13 protein-coding genes and 1 pseudogene are annotated in these 14,408 nt (G+C 72.6%); 6 read left to right on the forward strand and 8 right to left on the reverse strand.

Features of this window, described 5'->3' with window-relative positions:
* Positions 1 to 58 precede the first annotated feature (58 nt).
* From ACIBQX_RS06545 to ACIBQX_RS06570, 6 genes and pseudogenes are all read right to left on the reverse strand, one after another.
* Complete coding sequence (locus ACIBQX_RS06545) at positions 59 to 3,010, reverse strand: bifunctional [glutamine synthetase] adenylyltransferase/[glutamine synthetase]-adenylyl-L-tyrosine phosphorylase (RefSeq protein ID WP_397001293.1); 2,952 nt, start codon at positions 3,008 to 3,010, stop codon at positions 59 to 61.
* A gap of 59 nt (positions 3,011 to 3,069) precedes the next feature.
* Positions 3,070 to 3,762 carry a type 1 glutamine amidotransferase gene (locus ACIBQX_RS06550; RefSeq protein ID WP_397001295.1) on the reverse strand — a complete coding sequence of 231 codons (693 nt, stop codon included), beginning with the start codon at positions 3,760 to 3,762 and terminating at the stop codon, positions 3,070 to 3,072.
* A 23-nt stretch (positions 3,763 to 3,785) separates the two neighbouring features.
* Positions 3,786 to 4,514 (reverse strand): hypothetical protein, encoded by a 729-nt coding sequence (locus ACIBQX_RS06555; protein ID WP_397001297.1) that lies wholly within the window; start codon positions 4,512 to 4,514, stop codon positions 3,786 to 3,788.
* Positions 4,515 to 4,928: 414 nt separating this feature from the next.
* The gene (locus tag ACIBQX_RS06560) at positions 4,929 to 5,216 is read right to left on the reverse strand and encodes a DUF3040 domain-containing protein (RefSeq protein ID WP_397001299.1); all 288 of its coding nucleotides are present in this window, start codon (positions 5,214 to 5,216) and stop codon (positions 4,929 to 4,931) included.
* A gap of 318 nt (positions 5,217 to 5,534) precedes the next feature.
* Positions 5,535 to 5,660 (reverse strand): annotated as a pseudogene (locus ACIBQX_RS06565) (dihydrofolate reductase); the annotation flags it as partial.
* Positions 5,661 to 5,701: 41 nt separating this feature from the next.
* Entirely contained in the window at positions 5,702 to 6,235 is a 534-nt protein-coding gene (locus ACIBQX_RS06570) for a YbhB/YbcL family Raf kinase inhibitor-like protein (RefSeq protein WP_397001301.1), read from the reverse strand.
* A gap of 84 nt (positions 6,236 to 6,319) precedes the next feature.
* On the opposite strand from ACIBQX_RS06570, the gene ACIBQX_RS06575 reads away from it, so the two are divergent.
* Positions 6,320 to 6,997: a GntR family transcriptional regulator gene (locus tag ACIBQX_RS06575; protein WP_397001303.1), complete on the forward strand. Its 678-nt coding sequence runs from the start codon at positions 6,320 to 6,322 to the stop codon at positions 6,995 to 6,997.
* A gap of 129 nt (positions 6,998 to 7,126) precedes the next feature.
* Complete coding sequence (locus ACIBQX_RS06580; RefSeq protein ID WP_397001305.1) at positions 7,127 to 7,564, forward strand: FAD-dependent oxidoreductase; 438 nt, start codon at positions 7,127 to 7,129, stop codon at positions 7,562 to 7,564.
* Positions 7,565 to 7,571: 7 nt separating this feature from the next.
* Here ACIBQX_RS06580 and glnA read toward each other — a convergent pair whose 3' ends face one another.
* Complete coding sequence (gene glnA / locus ACIBQX_RS06585; RefSeq protein WP_397001307.1) at positions 7,572 to 8,933, reverse strand: type I glutamate--ammonia ligase; 1,362 nt, start codon at positions 8,931 to 8,933, stop codon at positions 7,572 to 7,574.
* Between the two features lie 152 nt (positions 8,934 to 9,085).
* Here glnA and ACIBQX_RS06590 point away from each other — a divergent pair, with 152 nt between their 5' ends.
* Both ACIBQX_RS06590 and ACIBQX_RS06595 read left to right on the forward strand, forming a co-directional pair.
* Positions 9,086 to 9,631, forward strand: a complete 546-nt coding sequence (locus ACIBQX_RS06590; RefSeq protein WP_397001309.1) for an EF-hand domain-containing protein — start codon at positions 9,086 to 9,088, stop codon at positions 9,629 to 9,631.
* A gap of 20 nt (positions 9,632 to 9,651) precedes the next feature.
* Positions 9,652 to 10,620, forward strand: a complete 969-nt coding sequence (locus tag ACIBQX_RS06595; RefSeq protein WP_397001311.1) for a terpene synthase family protein — start codon at positions 9,652 to 9,654, stop codon at positions 10,618 to 10,620.
* On the opposite strand, the gene ACIBQX_RS06600 is transcribed toward ACIBQX_RS06595, so the two are convergent.
* Complete coding sequence (locus ACIBQX_RS06600) at positions 10,611 to 11,576, reverse strand: DUF5937 family protein (protein WP_397001313.1); 966 nt, start codon at positions 11,574 to 11,576, stop codon at positions 10,611 to 10,613. The genes ACIBQX_RS06595 and ACIBQX_RS06600 overlap by 10 nt on opposite strands.
* Positions 11,577 to 11,636: 60 nt before the next feature.
* On the opposite strand from ACIBQX_RS06600, the gene ACIBQX_RS06605 reads away from it, so the two are divergent.
* Complete coding sequence (locus tag ACIBQX_RS06605; protein ID WP_397001315.1) at positions 11,637 to 12,839, forward strand: MDR family MFS transporter; 1,203 nt, start codon at positions 11,637 to 11,639, stop codon at positions 12,837 to 12,839.
* 67 nt (positions 12,840 to 12,906) lie between these two features.
* Positions 12,907 to 14,364, forward strand: a complete 1,458-nt coding sequence (locus ACIBQX_RS06610; RefSeq protein WP_397001317.1) for a BTAD domain-containing putative transcriptional regulator — start codon at positions 12,907 to 12,909, stop codon at positions 14,362 to 14,364.
* Positions 14,365 to 14,408 lie beyond the last annotated feature (44 nt).

Raw genomic sequence — 14,408 nt, forward strand, 5'->3', positions numbered from 1 at the left:
CCCGCGCCTTGATACACCCCCCAGAGCACTCTGCGCAGCCGATCGGTGACATTTCTCATCAAGCGCCATAGAAGACGCGGTCCACGACCTGCCGGGCGCGGCGGGTGACGCGGCGGTAATCGTCGCGGAAGTCCTCCGAGCCGTCGGGCGGGTAGCCAAGGGTCTGCGCGATCAGGCGGCGTTCGCGGGTGTCGGCGGGCACGCTGTCTCCCGGCCGGCCCTTGACCAGCATGATCGCGTCCCTGATCCGGGAGGCGAAGCGCCAGGCGCGGGCCAGCTCGTCCGCGTCGGCGGGGTCGAGGAGCTGGTGGGCGGTGGCGGCGCGGAGCGCCTCCAGGGTGCGGGTGGTGCGCAGGGACGGCGTCGTCCCGGCGTGACGGAGTTGCAGGAGCTGCGCCACCCACTCGACGTCCGACAGCCCGCCGGGGCCGAGCTTGGTGTGCAGCGCGGGGTCGGCGCCGCGGGGCAGCCGTTCGGCCTCCATGCGGGCCTTGAGCCGCCTGATGTCGCGCAGGGCGCTGTCGGTGACGCCGCCGGCCGGGTAGCGCAGCTCGTCGATCCCGGCGACGAAGGCCGCGCCCAGCTCGGCGTCCCCGGCCGAGAACCGGGCGCGCAGCAGGGCCTGCGCCTCCCACGGCGAGGACCAGCGGGAGTAGTAGGCGCGGTAGGAGGCCAGGGTGCGTACCAGCGGGCCCTGCCTGCCCTCGGGGCGCAGGTCGGGGTCGATGAGCAGCGGCGGGTCGGGAGCGGGCAGCGCCAGCAGCCGCCGCAGCTCGTTGGCGACCGCGAAGGCAGCGTCGGAGGCCTCGCGCTCGGCCGCGTCCGGCAGCGGCTGGTGCACGAACATGACGTCGGCGTCGCTGGCGTAGGAGGACTCCATGCCGCCCAGCCGGCCCATGGCGATGACCGCGAACCTGGTCGGCAACGGCGCGCGGCGTTCGGCCGACACCTTGCCGAGGGCGGCGTCGAGCGCGGCCTGGATCGTCACGTCGTTGAGCGACGACAGCGCCACTCCGACCCGCTCTATATCGATAAGTCCGGAAATATCGGCTACGGCGATGCGGAACAGCTCCCGGCGGCGCAGCGCCCGGACTGCGGCCACCGCCGTCTCGGTGTCGTCACCGTGCCGGGACACCGCGGCCGACGCCTCGCCGAGCAGCGCACCGGAGGACCGTACGGCCAGCTCCTCGTCCCCGCCCAGCAGCGCGACGGCCTCCGGCGCGTTGGTGAGCAGCCCCGTGGCGTACCGGCTGGTGCCCAGCACACGGGCCATCCGCGCCGCCACCGCGGTCTCGTCGCGCAGCAGCCGCAGGTACCACGGCGTGGTACCGAGCTTGTCGCTGACCTGGCGGAAGCCCAGCAGCCCCGCGTCCGGGTCCGGCGTGTCGGCGAACCAGCCGAGCATGACCGGCAGCAGCGTCCGCTGGATGGAGGCGCGCCTGGACACTCCCGTGGACAGGGCGGCGATGTGGCGCAGCGCGCCGTCCGGGTCGACGTAGCCGAGCGCCCGCAGCCGGGCGGCGGCCGCCGCCGTGGACAGCCGGGCCTCGCTGTCGGGCAGCCGGGCCACCGCCTGCAGCAGCGGCCGGTAGAACAGTTTTTCGTGCAGCCGCCGCGCCTCCATGGCGTGACGCCGCCACCGCGAGGTGAACTCCCCCACCGGATCCACCTGCATGCCCAGCGCCCGCCCCAGCCTGCGCAGGTCGTCGGCGTCGGTGGGCAGGACGTGCGTGCGGCGCATCCGGTGCAGCTGCAGCAGGTGCTCGACCTTCCGCAGGAAGGAGTAGGCCTCCGCCAGGCCGCGTGAGTCGTCGCGGGCGACGTACCCGCCACGGGAGAGCGCGGCCAGCGCGGACAGCGTCGCCCTGCGGCGCAGCAGCGGGTCGAGCCGCCCGTGCACGAGCTGCAGCAGCTGCACCGCGAACTCGATGTCGCGCAGCCCGCCGGGCCCCAGTTTGATCTGCCGCTCCCCTTCGGACCGTACGTGCGCCTCGACGCGGCGGCGCATGGCCTGCACGTCCTCGACGAAGTTGTCGCGGGTGGCGGCCGACCAGACGAGCTCGTTGACCTCCTCGACGTACGCGGCGCCCAGCTCCGGGTCGCCCGCGACGGGCCGGGCCTTGAGCAGCGCCTGGAACTCCCAGGTCTTGGCCCAGCGCCGGTAGTAGGCCAGGTGGCTGGCCAGCGTGCGCACCAGCGGCCCGGACCGGCCCTCGGGCCGCAGCCCGGCGTCCACCTCCCACAGCGAGCCTTCGGGGGTGGCGGCCGTGCACGCGCGCATCATGGCCTGGGCCAGCCGGGTGGCGGCGCGCAGCGCCTTGGTCTCGTCCGCGCCCTCGCGCGGCTCGGCCACGAAGATCACGTCGACGTCGCTGATGTAGTTGAGCTCGCGAGCGCCGCACTTGCCCATCCCCACGACCGCGAGCCGTACCTCGCCGTCCGCCGCACCCTCGTCGACCTCGGCGCGCGCGATGGCCAGCGCGGCCTCCAGGGCCGCGCCCGCGAGGTCGGACAGCTCGGCGGTGACCTCGGGCAGCGTGGCCTGTCCGGTCAGGTCGCGGGCGGCCACGTGCGCCAGCCGCCCCCGGTAGGCGACCCGCAAGGCGATCAGCGGGTCCGCGGCGGAGGCGCGCGGCTCGGCCGCGTCGGGCTCGGCGCCGACCGCGCGCAGCAGCGCCGCCCGGTGCTCGGTCAGCGTGGGCACGGCCAGCAGGTCGAGGTGCTCGGGATGGCGTTCGAGGTGGTCGCCGAGCGCGGCGCTCACGCCGAGCAGGGCGAGCACCCGCTCCCTGAGCCCCTCGTCGGCGCGCAGCCGGTCGAGGGCGGCGGGCTCCCGCTCGGCCAGCCGGGTCAGCGAGGCCAGCGCCAGGGCCGGATCGGGCACCGCGACCAGCGATTCGAGCAGGCCTTCGAGGTCGACCCCCGCCCGCTCGACCAGCCGGGCGGCGCCGGCCGCGTCGGCGAATCCGAGTCGGGCGAGGCGGGCTGCGGTGGACTCGATCCTGGGCACCCCTCCATCTTGACAGTCCCCGGTGCCGTTCCCGGTGCGGGCGGGCGACGGAATCCGGGTCAGGCAGCGCCGCTTCGCGCCGTTCCCCGGATCACGTCGGCGAAGGCCTCGGCCATCGGCCGCCAGGTGGCCTCCGACGCGCCCGCGGCGGCCCGTACACCGTCGTTGAGCTCCTGAGCCGAGTCGAGACCCGAGCCGGCCGTCCACGAGGCGAAGATCTCCGGAGTCGCCTCCGGGTGGAACTGCACCGCCCAGGCCGCCGGGCCGAGCCGGTAGGCCTGGTGGGGGTAGCGGGTCCCGGTCAGCAGCGGCACCGCGCCGTCGGGCAGCCGGGTCATCGCGTCCCGGTGATACTGCACGGCGACGGCGGCGCCGACCCCCGAGAGCAGCGGGTCGGAGGCGGCGGCGGGCAGCGCGAACACCTCGCACGCGCCGACCTCCAGCCCGGCGCCGCCCCGCTCGACCGTGCCGCCGCAGGCCATGGTCATGAGCTGCGCGCCCAGGCAGACGGCCAGCGTCGGGGTGCCGTCGTCCACACTGCGGCGCAGCAGGTCGCGGGTGGCGGGCTGCCAGGGGAAGCGCTCGTCCTCCCACGCGGCGGCCTCGCCCCCGAGCACGATCAGACCGTCCCGCGCCCGCTCGGGGATCTCCTCCCCCAGGTACGGCCTGACGACGTCACAGGGCAGGCCGAGCCAGCGGCCGAGGTTGCCGAGCCCGGCGGCGGCCTCGTGCTCGACGACAGTGATTCGCATATGTACTGATTTTGCCTGACTGTTCAGCGTGGAGCGATCCAGGTGGCGCGGGCGGCGGCCACGAGGCTGCCGTCCACCTCGTACACGGCGCTCTTGCTGAACAGCTTGCGGCCCTCGCGGCCGGTGGCCTGGCCGACGATGGAGTAGACGCCGCCCGGGATCACCTCGCGGTGGAACTCCAGGGCCAGGCGGCCGAGCAGGGCCGACTCCCCCGGGCCGAAATGCGCCCAGCCGGTGACGCAGTCGAGCGCCGCGCCCACGATCGAGGCCGGCACCCCGTCCTCGTCGGCGACCGCGAACGGCACCCGCCAGCCGGCGGCGACCAGGCCACCGTCACTGTCGCCGTCCCTGTTCACGGGGCCGGGGAAGATGCGCAGACCGTCGCCCGGCTCACGCAGCCCGCAGGCGAAGCACTCGGGGAAGGAGTGCCCGTGGTGACCGGCGAACCCGGCCTCGGCGCGGGCCGCGTCGGTGAAGGTCACGAACGGGGGCGGCGTCAGCTCCTCGGCCACCGGGATGGCCTCCACGAGCAGCTTGTCGCCGTCGTAGAGGGCCACGGTGTTGGCGACGTGCTCCAGGCGTAGCTCGCTCTCCAGGGGCGTGGGCGCGTGCAGCGTGACCTCGACCGCTGATCGTTTGCCATTGAGAGCGTCCGCGAGGGTGCCGGCCAGCCAGCCGCCGTTGGCGACTCCTACCGGTCCCCGGAACCGCTCGGGAACGGTCAACACGGTCTGCAGGGCAGCCGTCGTCATGCCACACCCTCCTATAACGCCGCGAGAGGCGTAAAGTCCGGAAATATTAATTTGAATGGGCCGATTTTATCGGATCGGTTGATCAGTCAGCGCCAGGGCTCCGACGTACGACATAACGCGACAAACCTGCCAGAAGCTTCCCGGCCCACACCCGCCGACGTCAGGAACGCTCCACCACGCCGTGCGGCCCCGGAGTCTCGGCCGGATCCGGGTGATCGGTAAAAGATACGGGGCCGAAGTTGCCACCAGGTGACTTCCATCCCAAAGTGACCAGGGTCACCCTGTGCGGCTCGTCAGCCCTCGCCGCCGGCCGGCGCCACCGCACCGCCGAACTCGCCGGACGGGGCGGCGAAGCTCGGCCGGGCCGGGGTGGACACCCTGCTCGTCGCGGGCATCCGAGCGGCGCCTGACGCCTCAGGACTGCTCGCGGTCGCTCTCCAGGCGGAGCGAACGCGCGTGCCAGACCCAGATGGTCAGCACGGCGAACAGCAGGGCGATGAACGGCGATCCGGCCAGCAGCAAGGTCACGCCGAACCCCGAGGTGATGACCAGCATGGTGGTGTAGGTCCGTCTGGACAGGTCGGGCGCCGCCTTGCGCAGCTGGCGCGCGTCGGCGTCGAAGGACTGGGCGAACTTCGGGTCCTCGCCCAGCAGCCGGCGTTGGATCTCACTCAGCGTTTCACGTTCGTGGTCGTCGAGCACGACGCACCTCCTTGCCCACTACCTATTTCTATCGTAGCACGATATAAACTGGCCTCCAGGGGCATATCGGCACAGGTCACGCGTCACCGCGCCACCACAGCGTGGTCGGACTGGTCAGCCGCGCCCAGACGCAACGACTCGTCCGCCGCAGCGCGCATCCCACCGACGGCCGCGCGGTGCGGGTGACGCTGACCCCCGAGGGGGAAAGTCCTGGCCCGCCTGAGCGCACTGCACCGCGACGAACTGCGACGCATGCACACCGTCCCGCCTCGTCGCGCACCTCCTCCCACGGCATCCGGATCACGCTGACGAGCACTCGGTCGGGCCCGACTGGGCGAGCCGCTCCGCCAGCCGGGCCCGCAGCGGGACGACGCCTTCTTCCTCAAGCTCGAAAACCGTGCGGAGGTACATCTCCGTGGTGTCGATGAGCCCACGTACGGTCACTGAGCCTTCCTCCCGGTGTCACCCTTCCAGCGTGCGACGGCTCAGGCCGGGATCTCGGCGGTGGCGGTCAGCACCGCGCGGCCGAGGATGTGGCCGGCCATGGTGAAGCCCAGGTAGGCCGGAGTGGCTTCGGCCGGGACGCCGATGTGCTCGACGTCCAGGGCGTGCACCACGACGAAGTAGCGGTGGGGGCCGTGGCCGGCGGGCGGCGCGGCGCCGATGAAACGGGCGACGCGGGCGTCGTTGGACAACTGGTAGGCGCCTTCGGGCAGGCCGGAGCCGGTGTCGTCGCCGGCGCCCGCCGGCAGCCCGGTGACCGTGGCGGGAATGTCGGCCACGGCCCAGTGCCAGAAACCGGAGCCGGTGGGGGCGTCGGGGTCGTAAACGGTCACGGCGTAGCTCTTGGTGCCCTCGGGGGCTCCGCTCCAGGACAGTTGCGGGGAGATGTCCTCGCCGCCGGGGACACCGGCGGACATCTGCGCCGAGGGCAGGGCCGCGCCGTCGGTCAGGGTGGTGCTGGCGACGGCGAAGGCCGCCGCTTCGGGCAGGCGGGCGAAGGGGTCGTTGCCGCTCATCGTGTTACGTCCTTTCTCAGGTGGGGATTACGATCGATCATAGCATGAATAATCGATTATCTGATGGCGGGTTAGGATGTGGCCGTGACGCAGACGGTCGGTGGCCCTGGCTTGCCGGGGAAGCAGATGCTCTCGGAGCAGGTTCACGCCCGGCTTCGGGAGGCCATCCTGCACGGGGCCTACTCGCCGGGAGATCCCCTCAAGCCGCAGGAGCTGGCCAAGGAGCAAGGGGTCAGCCTGGCCGTGGTGCGCGAGGCCCTGGTGCGCCTGGTGGGTGAGGGGCTCGCCAGCCGGCTGCCCAACCGCGGCTTCGCCGTGCCGGCCTTCTCCGACCGCCGCTGGCAGGAGCTCACCGAGGCCCGCCTGACCGTCGAATCGGCCATGTTGCGCATGGCGATCGAGCGCGGCGACGTCGAGTGGGAGTCCCGCGTACGCGCCGCCCACCACAGGCTGACGCGCACTCCGGCGTTCGCGCCCGAGGAGGGCGAGTACTACAGCGACGCCTGGTCCGAGGCCCACCGCGGCTTCCACCGCGCCCTGCTGGAGGGCTGCGGCAACTCCGTCCTGCTCGACACCTTCGACCGGATGTGGACGGCGAGCGAGCTGGCCCGCCGCTGGTCCAGCCACCGCGCGCCCAGCCGTTCGGCCACCGAGGAGCACGGCCGCCTGGAGGAGGCCGCGCTCGCCCGCGACCCCGCCGCCGCGGCCGACGCTCTCGTCCGGCACCTGAGCCTCACCGCGGCAGCGCTGTCACCGAGCTGAGAGCCTGTAGAGGGCTGTTCGCAGCCCCGAGCTGGCCGAACTGGTCGGGAAAGGCAGCGCCCACGCCGCCGACGGGGAGCGTGGCCTCTTCGCGCAGCGGAACAGCGGCGGCCACATGCGCGTCTACACATGCAGCGCGTCCCCGCGGACTGGATCGCGGCGAACGGACTTCGCCCCGACGACACCGAGGGCATCCGCGCGCATCTCCTCGGCGAGTTCGCGGCCTGGTCACCACAGACGCTCCGGATGATCACCGACAACGACGGCGCCTACGTCGATCGCCCGCTCCTCGCCCTGCCGGTGCCGCACACGTGGGAGCACTCGCCCAGCGTGACGCTCCTCGGGGATGCCGCCCACCTCATGCCACCGCTGGGCGCCGGCGTCAACCTCGCCATGCTCGACGCCGGCGAACTGGCGCTCGCACTCGCCCGCTCCGCCACCGTCGACGACGCCGTGCGCGGCTACGAGAAGACGATGCTCCCGCGCTCGACCGACATGGCCCGGCTGCTCGAAGGCGGCGCCGAGTCCCTGCCGGCGGTGCCCGGCCCCGACGACGAGCGGCGCTGACCCGGTCCTACAGCACCGGAAGGTAGCGGCCCAGCTCGAACTCGGTGACCTGGCGGCGGTAGTCGTTCCACTCGGAGCGCTTGTTGCGCAGGAAGAAGTCGAAGACGTGCTCCCCCAGCGTCTCGGCCACGAGCTCACTCTGCTCCATGACCGCGATCGCGTCGTCGAGCGACTGGGGCAGCGGCCGGATGCCGAGGGCGCGGCGCTCGGCGCTGGTGAGCGTCCACACGTTGTCCTCGGCGGCCGGCGGGAGCTCGTAGCCCTCCTCGATGCCCTTGAGGCCGGCGGCCAGGATGAGCGCGAAGGCGAGGTAGGGGTTGCAGGCGGAGTCCAGCGAGCGGAACTCGATGCGGGTCGAGCCGCCCTTGTGCGGTTTGTACATCGGCACCCGGACCAGGGCCGAGCGGTTGTTGTGGCCCCAGCACACGTAGGAGGGGGCCTCGCCGCCCTGGCCGGCGATCGCCTCGGCGCCGCCCCACAGCCGCTTGTAGGAGTTGACCCACTGGTTGGTGATCGCGGTGATCTCGGCGGCGTGCCGGAGCAGGCCGGCGATGAACGAGCGGCCGATCTTGGAGAGCTGGTAGTCGGCGCCGGCCTCGTAGAAGGCGTTGCGGTCACCCTCGAACAGCGACATGTGGGTGTGCATGCCGGAGCCGGGGTGCTCGGTGAAGGGCTTGGGCATGAAGGAGGCCCAGATGCCCTGCTCCAGCGCGACCTCCTTCATGACCAGGCGGAAGGTCATGATGTTGTCGGCGGTGGTGAGCGCGTCGGCGTAACGCAGGTCGATCTCCTGCTGGCCGGGCGCCCCCTCGTGGTGGCTGAACTCGACCGAGATGCCCATCGACTCCAGCATCATGATCGCCTGGCGCCGGAAGTCGTGGCCGGAGCTGTGCGGGGTGTGGTCGAAGTAGCTGCCCGAGTCGATCGGCTCGGGGCGCTGCCCGGCCTCCGGGCGGTTCTTCAGCAGGAAGAACTCGATCTCCGGGTGGGTGTAGAAGGTGAACCCCATGTCGGCGCACTTGGCGAGGGTGCGCTTGAGCACCCAGCGGGGGTCGGCGTGTGACGGCGAGCCGTCGGGCATGAGGATGTCGCAGAAGATGCGCCCGGCGCCGGGCGTCTCGCTGCGCCACGGCAGGATCTGGAAGGTCGACGGGTCCGGCTTGGCCAGCATGTCGGCCTCGTAGACGCGCGCGAAGCCCTCGATGGCCGAGCCGTCGAAGCCGATGCCCTCGGCGAAGGCGCCTTCGAGCTCGGCGGGCGCGATGGCGACGGATTTGAGGAAACCGAGCACGTCGGTGAACCAGAGCCGGATGAACCGGATGTCGCGTTCCTCAAGTGTGCGGAGCACGAACTCCTGCTGGCGGTCCACGGCGTCCCCTCGTGACGGCTGGTACGGGTCTCATATCAGCATGCCGTGTCCGTGTTTCGCACAGGTTACGGGGGGTGCCGGTGCGAGCCTCCCTGACAAAGGGCCCGCCCACACTTACTGTGATCACGCAGTCAGTCTCGGGGGAGGCATTGGTGGCTATCGACCTGCTCAATCACAAGCTCGATCGGGCCTTCGACCACATCGACGCAGGCGGTAAGGGGGTCGTGGAGCGCGAGGACCTGCTGGGGCTGGGCGCGCGCATCCTGGTGGGCTTCGGGGAGTCACCCACGTCGGTCACCGGCAGCAGCCTCGTCGACAGCTTCGACGGGATCTGGGCGGCGCTGTCCGGCACGCTCGGCGGCGACACGGACCTCGGCATGTCGCGCGAAGACTTCCGCAAGGCCATGACGGCGGCGTTCGTCGAGGGCGACCGGTACGACACGGTGTTCCGTCCGGCCGCGGTGGCCGTGGCGGAGCTGTGCGACGGGGACCGGGACGGCCTGATCGGGCCGGGCGAGTTCCGTACGATGCTGGCCGCGTTCGGCACCGCCTACGACGACGTGGACGTCGCCTTCGACCGGCTGGACCGTACGGGCAGGGGGGTGTTGACCGTGGAGGAGCTGGTGCTGGCCGCCGGGGAGTTCTACGTCAGCGACGACCCGGCCGCCGTCGGCAACTGGCTTTACGGACCGCTGTGACTACCGCGGGGAGCACCACGGTGATCGCTTCCGTACGGTCCGCGTTGCGGTCCGTGCTGCACTGGAAGCCGCTGCTGCCGTTGCCGCGCCGGGGCGGCTCGGCGGCCCTGGCGTTGCTGCCGCTGACCGAGCGGGTGCCGGCGATGGCCGCGCCGTGCCGGATGCATCCGGCGGTCTACGCGATCGAGGCGGCGGTCATCGACTGGGCGCGCAGGACGGGCCTGCGGGCCGACCAGGGGGTCGGGTTCCACCGGATGGCGGGCCGGGCGTTCGCCGAGTTCGACGCGGCGGCGGCGGCGCTGTTCGCGCAGTGGCTGACGTGGCTGTTCCACCTGGACGACGAGCTGGACGAGGGGCCGTGTCCGCTGGAGGTGTTCCAGGGGATGCTGGAGGGCGCCTGCGACCATCCGCTGGAGGCGGCGTTCGCGGATCTGTGGCGGGTGACGAGCTCGCGGATGAGCGACCAGTGGCGGCGGCGGTTCGCGGTCAGCCTGCAGCGTCAGCACTACGCCTGCCGCACCGAGGCGGCCAACCGGGTGTCGGGCACGATCCCGACGCTGGCGGAGTACCCGGCGCTGCGCAGGGGGACGGTGGGCCCCTACCTCTACGACCTGGTCGAGCCGTGCCTGCGGGTGGAGGTGCCCGCGTGGGTGCACCGCTCGGAGCCATGGCAGGAGCTGGTGAACTCCTGCAGTGACGTCACCGCGTGGTGCAACGACGTGGCCTCGCGGCCCAAGGAGCGCGGTGACGCGCACAACCTCGTGGTGATCGCCAGGCACGAGCTGGGGCTGGGCGAGCGGGAGGCGGTGTCCTGGGTGCTCGACCGGATCGCCGAGCGCTGCCGTGACATGCAGCAGGCCGCCAGGCAGCTGCCGCTGGACGATCTCGCGCCGCGTACGGCCAGGGACGTGAGCAAGGTCGCGTGCGCCTATCTGGCCGCGCCGCGCGCCCACCTGGACTGGCTGATGGAGTCCAGCCGCTACACCTGAGATCCGGCGAGCGCGTCGCCGGTCGGGGTGCGGCGGTAGACGACCTGTTTGCCGACGCGCATCCCGACTGTGAGCCCGCTGTCGCGCAGCACGCCGAGGTGCTGGCTGACGGCGCCGGGCGTGAGCGACATCCGCCCGGCCAGCGCCGAGGTGGTGCTCGGCTCGGCGAGCGCGAGCAGGATCCGTGCCCTGCTGCCGCCGATGAGCGCGGCCAGCGCGCCGGGCGCGGGCGGCGGCCCCTGCTGCCAGAGGGTGCCGACACCGAGCACCGGATAGACGAGCATCGGCTGGTACGGCGCGGTCATGACCGCCACCGACGGCCAGTAGAAGGCGGTCGGTACCAGGACGAGGCCGTCGCCGTGCAGGCCGCCCGCCTCGCAGTACGGCCGGTCGACGAGCAGCCGGTCCCCCGTCCACGTCACGGCCGGGTCGAGCGAGGCGAACAGCTCGCGGGCGCCGCCCTGGGCGAGCTGCCGTGACCTGCGCAGCACGTCGCGCTCCAGCAGGCCGTAGACGCGCGGCCAGAACTCGGCGAAGCACGCCTCCCAGTAGGCCGCGAGCGCGTCGGCGACCCGGGCCACGCCGGCCGCCGGGTCGGCCCTGAACCGCTTGATGACGGCCGGATCGGCTCCCTCGACGCGCGCGGCCTCCTCGGCGGCCAGCTCGGGCGAGGTCCGCCGGACACGGGCGAGCTCGGCGGCGAAGTCCGGCAGCGGCGTGTCGGGCGGCGGGGTGAGGAAGTCGGCCAGGTAGCCGGTCGCGGGCACCAGTGCGTACAGCTCGGTCAGGTCGAGGCCGGCCAGGCGAGGGCGCACGCACTTGATCCACGGCAGGTGGATCGACTGCCTGGCCGGGTCCTGAAGAGTGCGCAGGCTGGCCACGAGCTCCCACATCGGGGAGAAGGCGAACCGGATGCGGGCCACGTGCTCCGGTGTCAGATCCCAGGTCACCGTCATGCGTTTTAGTGTGGGCTAAATCGTTCGCCACGCAAAACCGGGGCACATCACCCTTGGCGGGTGACAAGTACCGTCGTCAAGCCGTCCTTCCTGCGTTCCTCCTTCGGCGGGCTCCCCCGCCCGTTCTGGGCCCTGTGGGGCGGCACGCTGGTGAACCGCCTGGGCACCATGGTCATGCCGTTCACCGGCGTCTACCTGACCCAGGCCCGTGGGCTCTCGGTGGCCGCCGCCGGGCTGGTGATGGCGCTGTTCGGCGCGGGCTCGCTGGTGTCGCAGCTGTTCGCCGGGGTGCTGGCCGACCGGATCGGCCGCCGGGCGACGCTGGCCGGCGGCATGGTCGCCACCGCCGCGGCGATGCTGGCGCTGGGCTACAGCACCACGCTGCCGGCCATCCTGGCCTCGATGTTCCTGCTCGGCCTGGTGGCCGACGCCTACCGGCCCGCCTCGAACGCGCTGGTCGCGGACCTGATCTCGCCGGAGGAGCGGCCCAGGGCGTACGGGCTGCTGTTCTGGGCGATCAACCTCGGTTACTCGGTGGGCATGACGGCGGGCGGATGGCTGGCGCAGGCTGGGTTCCTCTGGCTGTTCTGGGTGGACGCGGTGAGCTGCGTGGCGTTCGCCGTCCTGGTCTGGCGGGCGGTGCCGGAGACCAGGCCCGAGGGGAAGACGGAGGCGGGCGGGTTCGCGGAGGTGCTGCGCGACCGGCTGATGGTCGGGTTCACGCTGGTCATCCTGGGCAACGCGCTGCTGTACTCCCAGACGTTCACCACGCTGCCGATGGCCATGACGGACAAGGCGGGCGGGGTGGGCCTGACGCCCGCGCAGTTCGGCCTGGCCATGGCGCTGAACGGGGTGCTGATCGTGATCGTGCAGCCGCTGGTCTCCGGGTGGCTGGGCCGCAGGGACCCGGTCAGGACGCTGGCGCTGGGCATCGCCGTGATGAGCGCCGGGTTCGCGCTGACGGCCTTCGTCAGCACCACGTTCTGGCTGGCGGTCACGATCGCGGTGTGGACGGCGGGTGAGGTCGTCACCGCCGGGATCGCGGGCACCATCCTCGCCCGGCTGGCGCCGCCGCACCTGCGCGGGCGGTACTCGGGGCTGTTCGGGTTCGCCTGGTCGGTCGCGGCGGTGCTGGCGCCGCTGCTCGGCGGCGGTCTGCTGGAGGCGGGCGGGCCGCGGGCCCTGTGGTTCACCACGGGGGCGATCGGGCTGGTCGCGACCGCCGGCATGCTGGCGCTGGGGCCGGCGATCAGGCGGCGCTGACCGGGCTCCGGCCTGGATAAGTCCCCATTTACCAGGACCTCGCATGGGCTCTACGCTTACGCCTACGATGTTGACCTTCACTGCTTTGGGACCGTTCCAGGCCTGGACCGACGGCGACCCGCTCGACCTCGGCGGCCAGCGCCAGCGGGCGGTGCTCGCGCGCCTGCTGGTCGCCCACGGCCACGCCGTCCCGGTGAGCACCCTCATCGACGAACTGTGGCCGGGCAACCCGCCCGCGCAGGCGCTGTCGACCATCCAGGGGTACGTCTCCCGGCTGCGCCGCGCGCTCGAACCCGGCCGGGCGCCGCGCGAGGAGGCCGCCGTGCTGGTCTCGGCGGCTCCGGGGTACGCCCTGCGCGCCCGGCCCGAGCAGGTGGACTCATGGTGGTTCCAGAGCCTGGTCAAGACCGACGGGCCCGCCGCCGAGGTGTGGGCGGCCATGGAGAGCGCGCTGGCGCTCTGGCGGGGACCCGCGCTGGCGGAGTTCGCCGAGCTGCACTGGGCGGCGACGGAGGCGGCCAGGCTGGAGGAGCTGCGGCTGATCGCGGTGGAGCGCCGGGCGGACGCCGGCCTGGCGATGGGCAGGGCGACCGCGCTGGTGGCCGACCTGGAGGCGCACGCGGCCGGCCATCCGCTGCGGGAGGAGGCCTGGCGGTTGCTGGCCCTGGCGCTCTACCGGACAGGACGGCAGGGTGACGCGCTCGGCGCGCTGCGGCGGGCCCGCATCGCCTGGCGCGAGGAGCTCGGGCTGGACCTGACGGGCGCGCTGCGCCGCCTGGAGAGCGACATGCTGGCCCAGCGGGTGCAGGAGCCCCAGCGGGTGCAGGAGCCGCCCGCAACGGCCCGGCCGGGCGATGGCAGGCCGTTGCGGGTGCTGGTGGCCGACGATCAGGCGCTGGTACGGGCCGGGCTGAAGGTCGTGCTGAGCGCCGAGGCGGGCCTGGAGCCGGCCGGTGAGGTGACGAACGGCGAGGAGGCCATCGCGGCGGTCCGCGCCACCCGGCCGGACGTGGTGCTGCTCGACATCCAGATGCCGCACCTGGACGGGCTGGCCGCCGCGCGCCGCATCCTCGCCGACGAGAACCCGCCGAAAGTGATCATGATGACCACCTTCGGCAGCGACGAGAACCTGTACGCGGCGCTGCGCGCGGGCGTCAGCGGTTTCGTGCTCAAGACCTCGCCCCCCGAGCAGCTGGTCGCCGCGATCCGGGCTGCCGCGGCCGGGGACGCTCTCATCGACCCGGCGGTCACCACCCGGCTCATCTCGGGCTTCGCCGGGCGCATGGACCCCGGGACTCCCCCGGCGCTGGCCGGGCTGTCGGAGGCCCGGCTCGACCTGCTGAAACTGGTGGCGCGCGGGCTGACGAACCGGCAGATCGGGCAGACGCTGTCCCTGCCCGAGCCGGAGGTCGCCGAGGCGGTGCGCCTCCTGCTCGAACACCTCGGCCTGTTCGGCCGGGCGCAGCTCGTGGTTGCCGCCTACGAGTCCGGGCTGGTGACCCCGGGGGCCGTCGCCACGCGATGAGCACACTTTTCGTCGCTTTGACGATAAAAATGAGGTCGTACTAG

The organism is Nonomuraea sp. NPDC049714 (assembly GCF_044465295.1).
Taxonomy (GTDB): Bacteria; Actinomycetota; Actinomycetes; order Streptosporangiales; family Streptosporangiaceae; genus Nonomuraea.